The following is an 18664-nucleotide window of genomic DNA, read 5'->3' as shown; positions in this document are numbered from 1 at the left end:
ACCTGCTTTCTAATAGATGAATTTTGACTAATTAGTTGCAAAATACCGTCAACAAGTCAGCGCCTGTTTCCTGACAAAGGTATAAGTCGATACCGACTACACCTCTGCCGCCAACCGGATAGCAGGCTATGCTGCAAACTAGCGCGGCTTGTGTGCTGACTGGATCAGAAATGAAACATCCACCACTCAGCATCGTCTGCCAGGACTGAAGATCGTAGAATTGTTTACTCAATACCGATTCAAGGCGACCATTGGCCGGTTGCCCAAGCGTCAGGGTGCCGTAGCCTCATGACCACTGCCTGGCAGCACCATTGAAGCCAGGGTGACCGGCCAGAACGGCGGTACACCCACCCCACCCACCACAAGGATGAAGAGAGCGCCGCGTGGAATCCGAAGTCAGTCGAGTCCAACTCAGCCACGATCCACGCAGTCAGCATGACGATCCCCTGCTGGATAGTTTGCTGAGCCTGTGTGTCCTGCACCAGAAACCCGCCAGCCGGGTCATGCTGACCACCGGCCTGCCGCTGCCCGCCCAGCGCCTGAGCCCCGAGCTGCTGCCCCGCGCTGCCGCCCGGGCCGGCCTGCAGGGGCGCCTGCTGCAGCGCAAGCTGGAGCAGATCCCGAGCATCGCCATGCCGGCCATGTTGCTGCTCAAGGAAGGCCGCAGCGCCGTCTTGCTGGGCTGGGAGAACGAAGACACCGCGCGCCTGCTGCTCAGCGAGAGCGATGGCGGCGAGGTGCATGTCAGCCGCGAAGCCCTGCAGAGCGATTACAGTGGCCGGGTGTTCTTCGCCCAGCCGCAGCACAAGTTCGACGTCAACCACGGCAACCTCATCCCGCGGGCGAAGTCGTGGTTCCGCGATACCTTGCTGCGCAGCAAGTGGCTATATATCGACGCCATTGCCGCCAGCCTGGTGATCAACCTGATCGCCCTGGCCGCACCGCTGTTCGTGATGAACGTATATGACCGGGTGGTGCCCAACCAGGCCACCTCGACCCTCTGGGTGCTGGCCGTCGGCATCGCCGGCGCCTACATCTTCGACCTGATCCTCAAGGGCCTGCGCGGCTTGTGCCTGGACCTGGCCGGCAAGAAGACCGACCTGATCATTTCGGCAACGCTGTTCGAACGTATCGTCGGCATGTCGATGAAGTACCGCCCGGCCAGGGTCGGCAGCTTTGCCCAGAACATTCACGAGTTCCAGGGCCTGCGTGACTTCCTCGCCTCGCTGACACTGACCAGCCTGATCGACCTGCCATTCACCATCCTGATCCTGATCGTCATTGCCATCATTGGCGGGCACCTGGTATGGATCCCGATCATCGCCTTCCCACTGGCCTTGGGCATCGGTTATGCCCTGCAACGGCCGCTGATGGCGACCATGGAACGGACCATGGCCCTGGCTTCGGAGCGCCAGTCCAGCCTGATCGAGACCCTTGCCGGCCTGGATGCGGTAAAGGTCAACAACGCCGAAAGCGAACGCCAATACATGTGGGAGCAAACCCTCGGCACCCTCAGCCGCCTGGAACTGCGGGTGAAGGTGCTGTCGAGCCTGGCGATGAACATCACCCTGCTGATCCAGCAACTGGCAGGCGTGGCAATGATCTGCGTCGGCGTGTACCTGATCATCGACGGCAACCTGAGCATGGGCGGCCTGGTGGCCTGCTACATGCTCAGCGGCCGCGCCCTCGGCCCGCTGGGCCAGCTCAACGGCCTGCTCGCCCGCTACCAGCAAGCCAAGGTGACCATGGTCTCCACCGACCACATGATGGAGCTGCCGCAAGAGCGCAACTTTGAAGAACGCCCGCTGAGCCGCAGGGTGTTGCAGGGCAGCGTCGAGTTCCGCGGGGTCGATTTCACCTACCCGAACCAACAGAACCTGGCCCTGAAGAATATCAACCTGACCATCCGCCCTGGCGAGAAGGTCGGCATTATCGGCCGCAGTGGCTCGGGCAAGAGCTCGCTGGCCAAGCTCATCGTCGGCCTGTACGAGGCCGATGGCGGCTCGCTGCTGGTCGATGGCGTGGACATTCGCCAGATCGACGTCAGCGAACTGCGCCACAACATCGGCTACGTGCCCCAGGACATCCAGCTGCTGGCCGGCACCCTGCGCGATAACCTGGTCAGCGGAGCCCGCTACGTCGAGGATGAGTTGATTCTGCAGGCTGCCGAGCTGGCGGGCGTGCATGAGTTCGCCCGGCTGCACCCGGACGGCTACGAGCTGCAAGTGGGTGAGCGCGGGCAGAACCTGTCCGGCGGCCAGCGGCAGAACGTCGCCCTGGGCCGCGCGCTGCTGCTCAACCCGCAGATCCTGCTGCTGGACGAGCCGACCAGCGCCATGGACAACACCGGCGAAGAACGCCTCAAGCAGCGGCTGCAGGCGGTGGTGGAAGGCAAGACGGTGCTGCTGGTCACGCACCGTGCCTCGCTGCTGTCGCTGGTGGACCGGCTGATCGTGATCGATCGCGGGCAGATTGTCGCCGACGGCCCGAAAGCCGCGGTCATGGATGCGCTGAAGAAGGGGCAGATCAGTGTTGCATAAGCTGGATGTAGGGCAATTCAAGGACGGCCTGCGGCGCTATTTCAAAGGTTCCGATTCACTGGGCGGTCAGCCGCTGCCAGAGGTCAACAAAGCCCTGATCGAGGATGCGCCGCGGGTCGTGCGGCTGACCATCTGGGGCGTGATCCTGTTCTTCGTGTTCCTGATCGTGTGGGCCAGCGTCGCGCCCATCGACGAGGTTACGCGGGGCGAAGGCAAGGCCATTCCGTCGTCCAAGGTGCAGAAGATCCAGAACCTGGAGGGCGGCATCGTCGCCGAGATCTTCGCCAAGGAAGGGCAGATCGTCGAAGTGGGCCAGCCGTTGCTGCGCCTGGATGAAACCCGCTTCGCCTCCAACGTGGGTGAAACCGAGGCCGACCGCCTGGCCATGGCCTTGCGCGTCGAGCGCCTGAGTGCCGAGGTCGAGGACAGCCCGCTGAAAATCGACGAGGCGCTGCGCAAGGCCGCGCCAAGCCAGGCGGCCAGCGAAGAGTCGCTGTACCAGAGCCGGCGCCAGCAACTGCAGGACGAGATTGGTGGCCTGCAACAGCAGCTGGTCCAGCGCCAGCAGGAGCTGCGCGAGTACAGTTCAAAACGCGCCCAGTACGCCAACAGCCTGGAACTGCTGCGCAAAGAGATCAACATGTCCGAGCCATTGGTGGCCACCGGCGCGATCTCCCAGGTTGAAGTGTTGCGCTTGCGCCGTGCCGAAGTGGAGAACCGCGGCCAGCTGGATTCCACCGCACTGGCGATCCCGCGTGCCGAGGCGGCCATCCGCGAGGTGCAAAGCAAGATCGAAGAGACCCGCGGCAAATTCCGCAGCGAAGCGTTGACCCAACTGAACGAAGCACGCACCGAGTTGAACAAGGCCACGGCTACCAGCAAGGCATTGGACGACCGGGTGAACCGCACCATGGTCACTTCACCGGTGCGCGGTATCGTCAAGCAGCTGCTGGTGAACACCATTGGCGGGGTGATCCAGCCTGGCAGCGATATCCTCGAAGTAGTACCACTGGACGACACGCTGGTCATCGAGGCGAAGATCCTGCCCAAGGACATCGCCTTCCTGCACCCGGGGCAGGAGGCGACGGTCAAGTTCACGGCCTATGACTACACCATCTACGGTGGGCTGAAGGCCAAGCTGGAGCAGATCGGTGCCGACACCATCACCGATGAAGACAAGAAGACCACCTACTACCTGATCAAGCTGCGCACCGATCGCAGCCACCTGGGCACTGACGAGAAGCCGCTGCTGATCATTCCGGGGATGGTGGCGACGGTCGATATCATGACCGGCAAGAAGACCATCATGAGCTATCTGCTCAAGCCGATCATGAAGGCGCGTTCGGAAGCGTTGCGCGAGCGTTGATGATCCTGGCCACTGTCTTTACTCAGTGGCCACCCTGGCCGTATCGCCGGCAAGCCAGCTCTCATAGAACTGCACATAACTCATTGAATTAGCAGGGAACCTGTGGGAGCGGCTTTAGCCGCGAACACCGGCGCAGCCGGTGCCATGCACCGCGTTGGATGCTTCGCGGCTAAAGCCGCTCCCACAGGGTACGAGGATCGCTTGCGAATTCAGTTATCTGTGCGACAGCACGTCCCAAAGGGCTGGGCAATCTCTCACAGGTACAGTGCATGCCTTGAACCCTGTGCTGTACCTGTGGGAGCGGGCTTGCCGGCGATACGGCCAAACTGCAAACCCGAAACTCAGCGCCAGGGCGCAGGCTCACCCACCAACTGCCCCTGAATCCCGCTCACGCCCATCTCCCGCAGCACCAAGCGCTCGCCTTCCGTCTCGACCCGTTCAGCAATCAGCGGCACGTCAATGCTGTGTGCCGCGCGCTGGACGGCTTCGATGAATAGCCGCTTGTGCTGCTCATGATCAATGTTGCGGATGTAGCTACCATCGATCTTCAGGTACGCCAGGCCCAGGTGCGCCAGGTTGCCAATCATGCTGAAGCGCCCACCAAAGCGTTGCAGTGCCAGGCCGAAGCCAAGCGCATGCAAGCGCCGGGTCAGCTGCTCCAGGGCAGACTGCTCGGGCAGTTGCTCTTCGCCAATTTCGAAAATCAGGCGCGGCCCCAGCGCCGTATGCTGGCCCAACAGTTCGAAGACGCGCTGCAGAGCCTTGGGGTCGGCCAAGGTAGCGGCTGACAGGTTAAGCGCCAGTATCTGGTCATGCCCGCGCAGGTGTGCAAGCACCTTTTCCAGCACCAGCAGGTCCAGCCGCGACATCCAGCCGAAACGCTCCAGCCAGGGCAGGAAGCGGCCCGCCGGCAGCGCCTCGCCCTGGCCATCCTGCAAGCGCGAAATCACCTTGCGGTGCAGTATCCGTTGCGCAGTGCCGCAATCCACCACGGGCTGGAAGAACAGCTCGAAATGCCCGCCGATAAACGCTTGGTCGAGCCGCTCGTGCCAGGCATGCTGGCTGTCCGCGGCAACTGCGGCCACACCCTGCTCGAGGCAGACCCAACCCGGCGTCGGCTGGTTCTCGGCGCGGGCCAGGGCTTCGTCGGCGAGCTTGAGCAGCGCCTGTGGTGCGTCACCAGGGCTGTAGGGGGCAAGGCCGATGCAGGCCACCGGGTCGATATCACTGGCGCCGGTTTCATGCAGGCTATGCAGGGTCGCTTCCAGGGCCTGAGCGAGCTGTACCGCCTCTTCATGCACCATGCCCGGCGCCAGCACGGCAAACTCACCCCCACGGCTGCGGGAAATCAGGTCGTTGGTTTCCGGGTAGCTGGCACAGGTGCGACGCAACTGCTCACCCACGGCCTGCAGCAACTGGTCGGTGCGCTGGCCGCCAAGGCGGGCGTTCAACCCCGCCAACCCCTGGACCCGCAGCAATAACAGGTAGCCGGCGCGCGCTTCTTCCAGGTTGCTCACCCGGGTGTTCAGCTGCATCTCGAAATAACGGCGGTTGGACAGGCCGGTCAGGCTGTCCTGATAGGACTCGGCACGCAGTCGCTCACTGCGCTCGGCCTGCTCGGTGAACAGTGCCTTGAGCTTCTCGACCATCTGGTTCATCGCCTGCACCACCCGGCGCAGCTCCGGCGTACGCGGCAGCTCCGACAGGCTGAGGAATTCGCGGCGGGCGATGGCATAGGATTGCTCGACCATGTAGTCCAGCGGCCGCAACTGGCGACGCAAAAGCAAGGCGCCAAGTACGGCACTGGCCGCGCCACACAGCAACAACCAGCCCAGGCTGCCCAAGGCGCTCTGCCAGAGTTTGGCAATGGCGAACATCGGGTGGCTGATCACTTCAACGCGTGCGGCCTGCTGCCAGCCGCGGCTGACGATGGCATCGCCACCGGCGGCTTCCAGGCCGATCAGGTGCACGAACCAGCCCGGCACACCGCCGGGGTCCGGCTCGGCATGGCGCTCCACCAGCACGGCATTGGAGCCAAGGTCGACGACCTTGATGCTTGAGTAGTAGCCACTGTCGAAGATCGAACTGACCATCAGCTCGACCATTGCCGGATCGTCGATATTCGGCGTCAGCGACAGCGCCAGCGCGGTCGCCGCATCCTGGGCGTGCGAGCGCAACTGGTTGACGTACTGGCTGCGCGAGCTTTCCAGGCTGACCATGAAACTGCCACTGAAGGCAACCACCAGGAACAGGCAAATGGCCAACAGCAATTGTTTGAACAGTGACATCTGTGCTCCTTCAGTAAACCGGCTCGGCCGGGAACCCTTCGGCCTGCATCTTCTTCAGCAAATCCTGCCAGCGTGACAGCCGCTTGGTATCGCCGACCTTCTTGTTGCCTGCGGCGCCCGTCAGCCACAGCCCCTCACCATTGAAGGCGTACACCGGCAGCAGGTCGGTACGCTGGCTGGCCGGCTTGATGGCATCCATCAGGCTGTCGAGTACCAATGGCTGTGCCTGTGGGCTTGAATAATAGGTCAGGACCATGTGCGCGCGGTTCTGCCGCAGTGCCTTGACGTAGGTGATGCGCAGCTTTTCGCTGGGGATGCCCATGCGCCGCAGGCTGAAATACTTGGCGATGGCATAGTCCTCGCAGTCCCCTGCGCCCTTGATCAGCGCCTGCACCGGCGTGGCCCAATAATCGACCTCATGCCACAGGTCGATGTCCTCGACATAGCGCAATTGCTGGTTGAAGAAGCGGTTGACCACCTGCAACCGCTCAAGCTCCGTACCCTGCTTCTGCGTGGTCATCAGGTTCTGCCAGGCATCGATACGGCCCTGCCCGGCGCCCAGCTGGCCATACAGGGCCTGTGACTTGCGGCTGATCTGGGAAAAGTCCCAATCCGCGTGCAAACCGCCCAGCAGCAGGCTGCCCAGCAGTGCAGCAAGGCCGACACGTTGCACAACGGTTTTGAGCATCCAGGATATCGCCACTGCGAAGCCCTGTTCCGGCCAGTCGAAAGCAGCGATGGTGCGGCTTGGCACGGTAAAACACAATGGCACCCTGCAATCATGCATCCGTTGGTCGGTCGATCTACACTTTATGGTTATAACCTTCTATAGGTTGCTTCCTTTGACCGGCGACTTCATCCACCATAGCCGCGCTTTTTGGGGCGCCCGTCCCATCGCGGGTGCTGGTTTGACACCCCCGGGAGCTATTACTAGTGTCATTGGATCCAACTTTAGTCATCGTTGAGGCAGACGTCGCGTGCCCGAGAAAATCAAATTGAGCAATGTCCTGGCCAGCGAGCAGTTGTTGCCGCACCAGGCCCGTGGCTTGATCGAAGAACGCCTGCGCAGTGCCATTCTGGATGGCCGCTTGCCCCCAGGTACTGCGGTGCGACAACAAGAGCTCGCCACCTTGTTCGGTGTCAGCCGCATGCCCGTGCGCGAGGCCCTGCGCCAGCTCGAAGCGCAATCGCTGCTGAAAGTGGAGATGCACAAGGGGGCGGTGGTCGCGCCATTGATAGGCGAAGACGCGGTGGACACCTATGCCCTGCGCGTGCTGCTCGAGACCGAGGCGCTGCGCCAATCCATTCCGCTGCTCGATGCCAGCGACATCGCCAGCGCCCGCGGGTATATCCAGCAACTGGAGAACGAAACCCGCCACGCCGAAATCGGCCGCCTCAATCGTCTGCTCCACATGTCGTTGTACAACAAGGCGCCGAACAAGAAACTGCTGCGCCTGATCGAGGACGAACTGAACGAGGAAGAGCGCTTCCTGCGGTTTCATCTTTCGTCCATGGGCCTGGGCAAGCTCACCCAGGACGATCACAACGCACTGGTGAATGCAGCTAGCGACAAGCTGGTGGACGAAGCAGTAGCGGTGCTGGAACGGCACCTGAATAGCGCATCGCGGGTAATCCGCAAATACCTGGATACGCAACTGGGGCGCTAGCGGGTAGAGACTGCGCGCACGGTACTGTCGGATAGGTTGCAAATTGATCGGCCCCCGCCAACAATGAGACTAATTATCATTCATGTCCATTGACGGCAGCACCCTCCCCCATGCCCAGCAACGATTCCGTGCAAACGCTCTACAGTGACCACCACGGCTGGTTGCATGCCTGGCTACGCAGCAAGCTGGGCAACGCAGCCGATGCCGCAGACTTGGCCCAGGACACTTTCGTGCGCCTGCTGCAGCGGCGCGAACACCTGCAACTGAACACACCACGGGCCTTCCTGCGTACAGTTGCGCGTGGGCTGGTGATCGACCACTGGCGACGTGAGGAACTGCATAGGGCCTATCTCGAGGCATTGGCACAAGTGCCAGAAGCACAAGCCCCGTCGGCCGAAACCCGTGAGTTGCTGCTGGAATTGCTGGAACGCATCGCGCGCATGCTCGACGGCCTCAAGCCCAAAGTACGCCGCGCATTCCTGCTGGCCCAATGCGAGGGGCTGAAGCACCAGGCCATCGCCGACCAGATGGGGATCTCGGTGCGTACCGTGGAGCGCTACATCGCCGATGCGCTCTACCATTGCTACCTGCTGCGCTACGCCGATGAGTGCTGACGCGATGACCACCGCACAGCCTGGCGCAACAGCGGTCAAGCAGGCCATCCAGTGGATGCTCAGGCTGCGCGAGAACGGGCATGACCCTGCCCTGCAGCATCAGTGCAGGCAATGGCGCAGTGCCCGCCAGGAACATGAACAGGCCTGGCAACGGGTGATGCACCTGCACCAGGACCTCGATCTGCGCGCCATTCCCGGCGCCGGGCTGGCCTTGCAGACCCTGGAGACCAGCCAGCGCCGCCTGCAGCGCCGACAAGCACTGAAGCTGCTTGGCGGCGTTGCCATGGTGGGGACAGCGACATGGCTGGGCAAAGACCTGGATGCAGTCAACGCCTGGGCATCGGACTACGCCACCGGCACGGGTGAACGACGCAGCGTCGCGCTTCCCGATGGCTCGCTGATGCAACTCAACACCCGCAGTGCCGTGGACCTGGCCTTCAATGACCAGCAGCGCCTGGTCCGCCTGAAGCAGGGGGAATTGATGATTACCTGCAGCCCGCAGCATCCCTTGCTTGTACAGACGCGTGACGCGTTACTGGAAGGGTTCGAAGGGCGCTTTGTGGCACGCCAGGACAGCGACTGCACGCAGGTCAGTGTCAGCCATGGCAGGGTGGCGATACACCGGCCTGGCAATGGCCAGCTGCAATGGATTGAGAGCGGCCAGAACTGGCGCCTGGATGCGCAAGGCCCACACCGGCTCGAGCAGGTGGACATGGACGCGATGGCCTGGACCGACGGGCTGATCGTCACTCGGAACATGCGCCTGTTCGACTTCCTCGCGCAGGTCAGCCGTTATCGCCATGGTTACCTGGGCTGCAGCGAAGACATTGCCGATGTACGCCTGTCGGGTGTGTTCCGCCTCGAAGACCCGGAAAAACTGCTGCAGCTGCTGCCCCGGACATTGCCCGTGCGGCTTCGCCAACGTACGCGCTGGTGGGTGCGTGTGGAGGGGCTAGTCTGATCTGACGAGGGCCATTGCGTTCAGGGCCGCTGCGCGCCCCAATAGCTTTTTTGGCGGGTTTTGACTGCCGGTCCGGCTAGGACAGTAAGCGACACCTCCTGCCCTCACACTTCAACGGACCCTTCATGCCTACCGCCCCAGTGCACACGCACACATTCAACGCGAATGATTTTCGACCTGTCTTGCACTCAACGACTCTGCGCAAAGCCATCCGGGCCACCCTGTTTGGCACCGCCTTGGGCCTGATAGCCGTCCCGCAACTGTCCGTGGCAGCTGAAACGACCCAGATGAGCCATCACTATGCGATCCCGGCCGGCCAGCTGGACGACGTGCTCAACCAGTTCGCCCGCCAGGCTGGCATCACCCTGTCGAGCACACCCCAGCTCACCCAAGGCTTGCAGTCAAACGGCCTGCAGGGACAGTACCCCACCGATCAGGCACTGCGCCAGTTGCTCAATGGTAGCGGCCTGGAAGCGCTCAGCCAGGACGGCCGCAGCTACGTGCTGCAGGCACAACCCCAGAGCGCCGCCGTGTCATTGCCAGACACCGATGTCCGGAGCTTCACCCTTGGCAATGCACTGGGCAGCATGGAGGGTTACAACGCCACCCATAGCCAGATAGCGACCAAGACCAGCATGCCGCTGGTAGAGACATCACAATCGGTCTCGGTGGTTACCCGCCAGCAGATGGACGACCAAGGCTCGCAAACCGTTGCCCAAGCTATGCGCTACACACCTGGGGTGCTGACCAACCCCTACGGTGCAACCCATCGTTATGACTATGTGGCCATGCGTGGCTTCAATGATGGCTCGGTGGATAACATCTACGTCGACGGGCTCAAGTCGATGGGCGACAACGGCACCTACAGCACCATGCAGGTGGACCCGTACTTCCTTGAGCGCATCGATATTCTCAAGGGACCGTCTTCGGTACTGTATGGCCGTAGTTCGCCAGGAGGCCTGGTAGCACTGACCACCAAGAAGCCGCTGTTTACCCCCTACCATCAAATCCAGGCCACGCTCGGTACCCAAGGCCAGCGTGGCATGGGTTTCGACTTCAGCGGCCCCGTGGATGACGACAAGCGTATCGCTTATCGCCTGACAGGCCTGGCGGATGCTTCCGACACGCAGTTCGACCACAACAAGGAAGAACGCTACGCCATCGCGCCGGCCGTCAGCATCGACTTCAGCGAAGACACCTCTCTCACCCTGCAGGCCTACCTGCAACACGACCCCAACGGCGGCTACCACGGCGGTAACCCCGCGGACGGCATGCTGCACAAGCGCAACGGCTTGCGCCTGTCGGACCACTTCTTTGAAGGCGAGCCGGGTATCGACAACTACGAGCGCACCCAACAATCCTTCAGCTACCAGTTCGAGCATCGCTTCAACGATGTGTTCACCGCACGACAGAACTTCCGCTACCAGGACTCCGATGTGTCGATGGACCAGGTGTATTCCGCCGGCTGGGCGGATGCCGACAGCAATATCCTCAACCGCGCCTATACCGGCGGCGACGAACGCCTGCATTCGTACATCATCGACAACATGCTGCAGGCGGAGTTTTTCACCGGGGCCGCCAAACATACCCTGCTGCTGGGCGCCGACTACCAGCGACGCAAGGCCGACGTGGCGTGGCGCTATGGCACAGTCGACCCGCTGGATGCCGGTAATCCACAGTACGGCAATGGCAACCTTCAGGTGCTGGGTGAGAACCGCTACCAGCGGCGTTTGCAGCAAACGGGCGTCTACCTGCAGGACCTGGTGGAGCTGGACCAATGGCGCCTCTCCTTGGGGCTGCGCCAGGACTGGGTGAAGGTGTCGGAGGAGAATCGCGACAGCAACACCAACGTCCGTGACCAGCGCTCCAGATTCACTACCCGCGCCGGGGTGCTTTACCTGTTCGAGAACGGGATTGCGCCTTATGTCAGCTACTCGGAGTCGTTCAACCCCAATACCGTATCCGACCAGGAAGGCCGCCCTCTGGCACCTACCGAGGGCACTCAATGGGAGGCCGGCATCAAGTATCAACCAGCGGGTAGCGATAACCTGTTCACCGCGTCGGTGTTCCGTATCGAGCAGGAGAATTTGGCCTCGAAGCAGCCTGACGAGGAGTTCTATCGCCCTGTAGGGCAAGTGCGCTCACAAGGGCTGGAACTGGAGGCCCATGTGCAGCTGACCGACAGCTTGAAGCTGCTGGGCGGCTATACCTTTACCGACATCGAGTACGCCAAGTCGATGCCCAGCCTGGTGTCGGGCAACCTGGACAACAAGGGCAATTCGCCAACCCAGGCTCCGAAACAGATGTTCTCGCTGTGGGCCGACTACAACTTCCACCAGGGGGCACTGGATGGCCTGCGCTTGGGCGGTGGGGTGCGGTATGTGGGGTACAGCTGGGTGGATGCGGAAAACAGCATGAAGGTGCCTTCCTACACCCTGTTAGACGCCTCGATCGGCTATGACCTGGGCAAGGTCGGCCTCCGGGGGGTAGATGTACGCCTGAACGCCAATAACCTTACCAATGAAAGCTACATCACCTCATGTGCCAGCCTGAACTACTGCTACATGGGTGAAGAGCGCAATGTAAGCGCAACGGTCAGCTATCAGTTCTGAGCATATGGCAGCCGTTAAGACCCGGTGCTTGTAGGAGCGCTAGCCTGGAAGCTATGGCCCGGAAAAGACAAAGCCCCTGTCTGCATCGCAGACAGGGGCTTTGGATTTGAATCTTGACGATGACCTACTCTCACATGGGGAAACCCCACACTACCATCGGCGATGCATCGTTTCACTGCTGAGTTCGGGATGGGATCAGGTGGTTCCAATGCTCTATGGTCGTCAAGAAATTCTGTGTGCTGGCCCGTCCCTCGGACGTGCCTGCGAATCTCTGTAGTTCCTACTTAAAGACAAAACCCCTACCTGCATGTGCAGATAGGGGTTTTGCGAAATGAATCTTGACGATGACCTACTCTCACATGGGGAAACCCCACACTACCATCGGCGATGCATCGTTTCACTACTGAGTTCGGGATGGGATCAGGTGGTTCCAATGCTCTATGGTCGTCAAGAAATTCTGTTGCCAGAATGTCCATATGGACAGCCCAGCGAATCCGGATATGTGATCTTGTGAAGTTGCGAACTTTCGGTTCTTTCGTCTTCACCACCGCAATCTGCGCTAGCAAATTGCTTGGGTGTTATATGGTCAAGCCTCACGGGCAATTAGTATTGGTTAGCTCAACGCCTCACAGCGCTTACACACCCAACCTATCAACGTCGTAGTCTTCGACGGCCCTTTAGGGGATTCAAGATCCCAGTGAGATCTCATCTTGAGGCAAGTTTCCCGCTTAGATGCTTTCAGCGGTTATCTCTTCCGAACATAGCTACCCGGCAATGCCACTGGCGTGACAACCGGAACACCAGAGGTTCGTCCACTCCGGTCCTCTCGTACTAGGAGCAGCCCCTCTCAAATCTCAAACGTCCACGGCAGATAGGGACCGAACTGTCTCACGACGTTCTAAACCCAGCTCGCGTACCACTTTAAATGGCGAACAGCCATACCCTTGGGACCGGCTTCAGCCCCAGGATGTGATGAGCCGACATCGAGGTGCCAAACACCGCCGTCGATATGAACTCTTGGGCGGTATCAGCCTGTTATCCCCGGAGTACCTTTTATCCGTTGAGCGATGGCCCTTCCATACAGAACCACCGGATCACTAAGACCTACTTTCGTACCTGCTCGACGTGTTTGTCTCGCAGTCAAGCGCGCTTTTGCCTTTATACTCTACGACCGATTTCCGACCGGTCTGAGCGCACCTTCGTACTCCTCCGTTACTCTTTGGGAGGAGACCGCCCCAGTCAAACTACCCACCATACACTGTCCTCGATCCGGATAACGGACCTGAGTTAGAACCTCAAAGTTGCCAGGGTGGTATTTCAAGGATGGCTCCATGAGAACTGGCGTCCCCACTTCAAAGCCTCCCACCTATCCTACACAAGCAAATTCAAAGTCCAGTGCAAAGCTATAGTAAAGGTTCACGGGGTCTTTCCGTCTAGCCGCGGATACACTGCATCTTCACAGCGATTTCAATTTCACTGAGTCTCGGGTGGAGACAGCGCCGCCATCGTTACGCCATTCGTGCAGGTCGGAACTTACCCGACAAGGAATTTCGCTACCTTAGGACCGTTATAGTTACGGCCGCCGTTTACCGGGGCTTCGATCAAGAGCTTCGCTTGCGCTAACCCCATCAATTAACCTTCCGGCACCGGGCAGGCGTCACACCCTATACGTCCACTTTCGTGTTTGCAGAGTGCTGTGTTTTTAATAAACAGTCGCAGCGGCCTGGTATCTTCGACCGGCATGGGCTTACGGAGCAAGTCCTTCACCCTCGCCGGCGCACCTTCTCCCGAAGTTACGGTGCCATTTTGCCTAGTTCCTTCACCCGAGTTCTCTCAAGCGCCTTGGTATTCTCTACCTAACCACCTGTGTCGGTTTGGGGTACGGTTCCCAGTTATCTGAAGCTTAGGAGCTTTTCTTGGAAGCATGGTATCAACCACTTCGTCGCCTAGAGGCAACTCGTCATCAGCTCTCGGCCTTGAAATCCCGGATTTGCCTAAGATTTCAGCCTACCACCTTAAACCTGGACAACCAACGCCAGGCTGGCCTAACCTTCTCCGTCCCTCCATCGCAATAACTGGAAGTACAGGAATATTAACCTGTTTTCCATCGACTACGCTTTTCAGCCTCGCCTTAGGGACCGACTAACCCTGCGTCGATTAACGTTGCGCAGGAAACCTTGGTCTTTCGGCGTGCGAGTTTTTCACTCGCATTGTCGTTACTCATGTCAGCATTCGCACTTCTGATACCTCCAGCAAGCTTCTCAACTCACCTTCACAGGCTTACAGAACGCTCCTCTACCGCGTCATCAAAGATGACACCCGTAGCTTCGGTGCATGGTTTGAGCCCCGTTACATCTTCCGCGCAGGCCGACTCGACTAGTGAGCTATTACGCTTTCTTTAAAGGGTGGCTGCTTCTAAGCCAACCTCCTAGCTGTCTAAGCCTTCCCACATCGTTTCCCACTTAACCATGACTTTGGGACCTTAGCTGACGGTCTGGGTTGTTTCCCTTTTCACGACGGACGTTAGCACCCGCCGTGTGTCTCCCATGCTCGGCACTTCCAGGTATTCGGAGTTTGCATCGGTTTGGTAAGTCGGGATGACCCCCTAGCCGAAACAGTGCTCTACCCCCTGGAGTGATACATGAGGCGCTACCTAAATAGCTTTCGAGGAGAACCAGCTATCTCCGAGCTTGATTAGCCTTTCACTCCGATCCACAGGTCATCCGCTAACTTTTCAACGGTAGTCGGTTCGGTCCTCCAGTCAGTGTTACCTAACCTTCAACCTGCCCATGGATAGATCGCCCGGTTTCGGGTCTATACCCAGCGACTAAACGCCCTATTAAGACTCGCTTTCGCTACGCCTCCCCTATTCGGTTAAGCTCGCCACTGAATATAAGTCGCTGACCCATTATACAAAAGGTACGCAGTCACCTAACAAAGTAGGCTCCCACTGCTTGTACGCATACGGTTTCAGGTTCTATTTCACTCCCCTCTCCGGGGTTCTTTTCGCCTTTCCCTCACGGTACTGGTTCACTATCGGTCAGTCAGTAGTATTTAGCCTTGGAGGATGGTCCCCCCATATTCAGACAAAGTTTCTCGTGCTCCGTCCTACTCGATTTCATTGACAAGAGATTTTCGTGTACGGGGCTATCACCCACTATGGCCGCACTTTCCAGAGCGTTCCACTAATCTCAAATCAACTTAAGGGCTGGTCCCCGTTCGCTCGCCACTACTAAGGGAATCTCGGTTGATTTCTTTTCCTCAGGGTACTTAGATGTTTCAGTTCCCCTGGTTCGCCTCTTGCACCTATGTATTCAGTACAAGATACTCAGCTTATGCTGAGTGGGTTCCCCCATTCAGAGATCTCTGGATCACAGTCTGTTTGCCGACTCCCCAAAGCTTATCGCAGGCTACCACGTCTTTCATCGCCTCTGACTGCCAAGGCATCCACCGTATGCGCTTCTTCACTTGACCATATAACCCCAAGCAATCTGGTTATACTGTGAAGACGACATTCGCCGAAAATTCGCATGTTGCTCTTTCGAGCAGAACTCACAAATTTTACCTTAGCCTGATTAACCAGCAGTGAAACTGGCCATCAGTCTATATCTATCACATATCCGAATTTTTAAAGAACGATCTGACAAAAGCCAGAAATCAACATTCGAAGCGAATGCTCATTTCTGAGTTTGATCAAGTAAAGCAAGTGGTGGAGCCAAGCGGGATCGAACCGCTGACCTCCTGCGTGCAAGGCAGGCGCTCTCCCAGCTGAGCTATGGCCCCGCATATTGGTAGGTCTGGGCAGATTTGAACTGCCGACCTCACCCTTATCAGGGGTGCGCTCTAACCAACTGAGCTACAGACCTATATAGGGTCTTGATCGTCTTCAACCATGAATCAAGCAATTCGTGTGGGAGCTCATCAGCAGGCTGATGTCGTCGATTAAGGAGGTGATCCAGCCGCAGGTTCCCCTACGGCTACCTTGTTACGACTTCACCCCAGTCATGAATCACACCGTGGTAACCGTCCCCCCGAAGGTTAGACTAGCTACTTCTGGTGCAACCCACTCCCATGGTGTGACGGGCGGTGTGTACAAGGCCCGGGAACGTATTCACCGCGACATTCTGATTCGCGATTACTAGCGATTCCGACTTCACGCAGTCGAGTTGCAGACTGCGATCCGGACTACGATCGGTTTTGTGAGATTAGCTCCACCTCGCGGCTTGGCAACCCTCTGTACCGACCATTGTAGCACGTGTGTAGCCCAGGCCGTAAGGGCCATGATGACTTGACGTCATCCCCACCTTCCTCCGGTTTGTCACCGGCAGTCTCCTTAGAGTGCCCACCATAACGTGCTGGTAACTAAGGACAAGGGTTGCGCTCGTTACGGGACTTAACCCAACATCTCACGACACGAGCTGACGACAGCCATGCAGCACCTGTGTCAGAGTTCCCGAAGGCACCAATCCATCTCTGGAAAGTTCTCTGCATGTCAAGGCCTGGTAAGGTTCTTCGCGTTGCTTCGAATTAAACCACATGCTCCACCGCTTGTGCGGGCCCCCGTCAATTCATTTGAGTTTTAACCTTGCGGCCGTACTCCCCAGGCGGTCAACTTAATGCGTTAGCTGCGCCACTAAAATCTCAAGGATTCCAACGGCTAGTTGACATCGTTTACGGCGTGGACTACCAGGGTATCTAATCCTGTTTGCTCCCCACGCTTTCGCACCTCAGTGTCAGTATCAGTCCAGGTGGTCGCCTTCGCCACTGGTGTTCCTTCCTATATCTACGCATTTCACCGCTACACAGGAAATTCCACCACCCTCTACCGTACTCTAGCTCGCCAGTTTTGGATGCAGTTCCCAGGTTGAGCCCGGGGCTTTCACATCCAACTTAACGAACCACCTACGCGCGCTTTACGCCCAGTAATTCCGATTAACGCTTGCACCCTCTGTATTACCGCGGCTGCTGGCACAGAGTTAGCCGGTGCTTATTCTGTCGGTAACGTCAAAACAGCAAGGTATTAACTTACTGCCCTTCCTCCCAACTTAAAGTGCTTTACAATCCGAAGACCTTCTTCACACACGCGGCATGGCTGGATCAGGCTTTCGCCCATTGTCCAATATTCCCCACTGCTGCCTCCCGTAGGAGTCTGGACCGTGTCTCAGTTCCAGTGTGACTGATCATCCTCTCAGACCAGTTACGGATCGTCGCCTTGGTGAGCCATTACCCCACCAACTAGCTAATCCGACCTAGGCTCATCTGATAGCGCAAGGCCCGAAGGTCCCCTGCTTTCTCCCGTAGGACGTATGCGGTATTAGCGTTCCTTTCGAAACGTTGTCCCCCACTACCAGGCAGATTCCTAGGCATTACTCACCCGTCCGCCGCTGAATCAAGGAGCAAGCTCCCGTCATCCGCTCGACTTGCATGTGTTAGGCCTGCCGCCAGCGTTCAATCTGAGCCATGATCAAACTCTTCAGTTCAATACTGCTTGGGTTTTTAAGAAACCCTAAACTTGGCTCAGCAATCTCAAATGACTATGTGATTTCTCGCATGGTCACTTGTGATGCTGATAATCTTTGTGACTATCAGTCCGTACTCACAAGCACCCACACGAATTGCTTGATTCGATTTGTTAAAGAGCGTTTGGTTAAGAGCCTTTCGTCTCAACCGAGGCGCGCATTCTACGCTTTCCTCATTTGCTGTCAAGCGTTTATTTTGAAGTTTTTCGAGAAACTCGTTTGACTTCAGACACTTAACTCGCTTCGATCTCTCGTCGCGGGAGGTGAATAATACAGCATTCAAAACCGCTGTCAACCACCTTTTTACCACCGGCTGGCCGTTCAGCCTACCAGGAGAAGCGATAGCTTCTACTTAAAGACAAAACCCCTACCTGCATGCGCAGATAGGGGTTTTGCGAAATGAATCTTGACGATGACCTACTCTCACATGGGGAAACCCCACACTACCATCGGCGATGCATCGTTTCACTGCTGAGTTCGGGATGGGATCAGGTGGTTCCAATGCTCTATGGTCGTCAAGAAATTCTGTTGCCAGAATGTCCAGATGGACAGCCCAGCGAATTCGGATATGTGATCTTGTGAAGTTGCGAACTTTCGGTTCTTTCGTCTTCACCACCGCAATCTGCGCTAGCAAATTGCTTGGGTGTTATATGGTCAAGCCTCACGGGCAATTAGTATTGGTTAGCTCAACGCCTCACAGCGCTTACACACCCAACCTATCAACGTCGTAGTCTTCGACGGCCCTTTAGGGGATTCAAGATCCCAGTGAGATCTCATCTTGAGGCAAGTTTCCCGCTTAGATGCTTTCAGCGGTTATCTCTTCCGAACATAGCTACCCGGCAATGCCACTGGCGTGACAACCGGAACACCAGAGGTTCGTCCACTCCGGTCCTCTCGTACTAGGAGCAGCCCCTCTCAAATCTCAAACGTCCACGGCAGATAGGGACCGAACTGTCTCACGACGTTCTAAACCCAGCTCGCGTACCACTTTAAATGGCGAACAGCCATACCCTTGGGACCGGCTTCAGCCCCAGGATGTGATGAGCCGACATCGAGGTGCCAAACACCGCCGTCGATATGAACTCTTGGGCGGTATC

8 protein-coding genes, 2 tRNA genes and 6 rRNA genes (1 of these 16 running past the window's edge) are annotated in these 18664 nt (G+C 58.3%); 6 read left to right on the top strand and 10 right to left on the bottom strand.

The window, feature by feature from the left end:
- The first annotated feature begins 383 nt into the window (after positions 1-383).
- Together MKK04_RS00660 and MKK04_RS00655 are read left to right on the top strand one after the other, a co-directional pair.
- Positions 384-2540, top strand: coding sequence for a type I secretion system permease/ATPase (locus tag MKK04_RS00660; RefSeq protein ID WP_207838080.1), 2157 nt, complete (start codon positions 384-386; stop codon positions 2538-2540).
- Positions 2530-3906: an HlyD family type I secretion periplasmic adaptor subunit gene (locus tag MKK04_RS00655; RefSeq protein ID WP_207838082.1), complete on the top strand. Its 1377-nt coding sequence runs from the start codon at positions 2530-2532 to the stop codon at positions 3904-3906. The genes MKK04_RS00660 and MKK04_RS00655 overlap by 11 nt, the downstream gene beginning before the upstream one ends.
- Positions 3907-4247: 341 nt before the next feature.
- Here the strand turns inward: MKK04_RS00655 and lapD are convergent, their stop codons facing one another.
- Positions 4248-6194, bottom strand: a complete 1947-nt coding sequence (gene lapD / locus MKK04_RS00650) for a cyclic di-GMP receptor LapD (protein WP_207838084.1) — start codon at positions 6192-6194, stop codon at positions 4248-4250.
- A 10-nt stretch (positions 6195-6204) separates the two neighbouring features.
- Positions 6205-6966 (bottom strand): cysteine protease LapG, encoded by a 762-nt coding sequence (gene lapG, locus MKK04_RS00645; RefSeq protein ID WP_207838090.1) that lies wholly within the window; start codon positions 6964-6966, stop codon positions 6205-6207.
- Positions 6967-7171: 205 nt separating this feature from the next.
- On the opposite strand from lapG, the gene MKK04_RS00640 reads away from it, so the two are divergent.
- From MKK04_RS00640 to MKK04_RS00625, 4 genes are all read left to right on the top strand, one after another.
- Positions 7172-7861, top strand: coding sequence for a GntR family transcriptional regulator (locus MKK04_RS00640; RefSeq protein ID WP_207838086.1), 690 nt, complete (start codon positions 7172-7174; stop codon positions 7859-7861).
- A 110-nt stretch (positions 7862-7971) separates the two neighbouring features.
- Complete coding sequence (locus MKK04_RS00635; protein ID WP_063915096.1) at positions 7972-8475, top strand: sigma-70 family RNA polymerase sigma factor; 504 nt, start codon at positions 7972-7974, stop codon at positions 8473-8475.
- Between the two features lie 4 nt (positions 8476-8479).
- Entirely contained in the window at positions 8480-9436 is a 957-nt protein-coding gene (locus tag MKK04_RS00630; RefSeq protein ID WP_241106145.1) for a FecR family protein, read from the top strand.
- Between the two features lie 197 nt (positions 9437-9633).
- Positions 9634-12048: a TonB-dependent siderophore receptor gene (locus MKK04_RS00625; protein ID WP_241106778.1), complete on the top strand. Its 2415-nt coding sequence runs from the start codon at positions 9634-9636 to the stop codon at positions 12046-12048.
- A 111-nt stretch (positions 12049-12159) separates the two neighbouring features.
- Here the strand turns inward: MKK04_RS00625 and rrf (MKK04_RS00620) are convergent.
- The 8 genes from rrf (MKK04_RS00620) to MKK04_RS00585 all read right to left on the bottom strand — a co-directional run.
- Positions 12160-12275: ribosomal RNA gene (gene rrf / locus MKK04_RS00620) — 5S ribosomal RNA — on the bottom strand.
- Between the two features lie 109 nt (positions 12276-12384).
- Positions 12385-12500 (bottom strand): 5S ribosomal RNA (rrf, locus tag MKK04_RS00615).
- Between the two features lie 130 nt (positions 12501-12630).
- Positions 12631-15522, bottom strand: a 23S ribosomal RNA gene (locus MKK04_RS00610).
- A 233-nt stretch (positions 15523-15755) separates the two neighbouring features.
- Positions 15756-15831 (bottom strand) — tRNA-Ala (locus MKK04_RS00605).
- A gap of 6 nt (positions 15832-15837) precedes the next feature.
- Positions 15838-15914: transfer RNA gene (locus MKK04_RS00600), tRNA-Ile, on the bottom strand.
- A gap of 77 nt (positions 15915-15991) precedes the next feature.
- Positions 15992-17528, bottom strand: a 16S ribosomal RNA gene (locus MKK04_RS00595).
- 443 nt (positions 17529-17971) lie between these two features.
- Positions 17972-18087: ribosomal RNA gene (gene rrf / locus MKK04_RS00590) — 5S ribosomal RNA — on the bottom strand.
- A 130-nt stretch (positions 18088-18217) separates the two neighbouring features.
- A 23S ribosomal RNA gene (locus tag MKK04_RS00585) occupies positions 18218-18664 on the bottom strand (it continues 2445 nt past the right edge of the window).
- Together the 16S, 23S and 5S rRNA genes with 2 tRNA genes alongside form the textbook arrangement of a ribosomal RNA operon.

The organism is Pseudomonas sp. LS.1a (assembly GCF_022533585.1).
GTDB lineage: Bacteria > Pseudomonadota > Gammaproteobacteria > Pseudomonadales > Pseudomonadaceae > Aquipseudomonas.
This window is presented reverse-complemented; position numbering and strand designations above follow the sequence as displayed.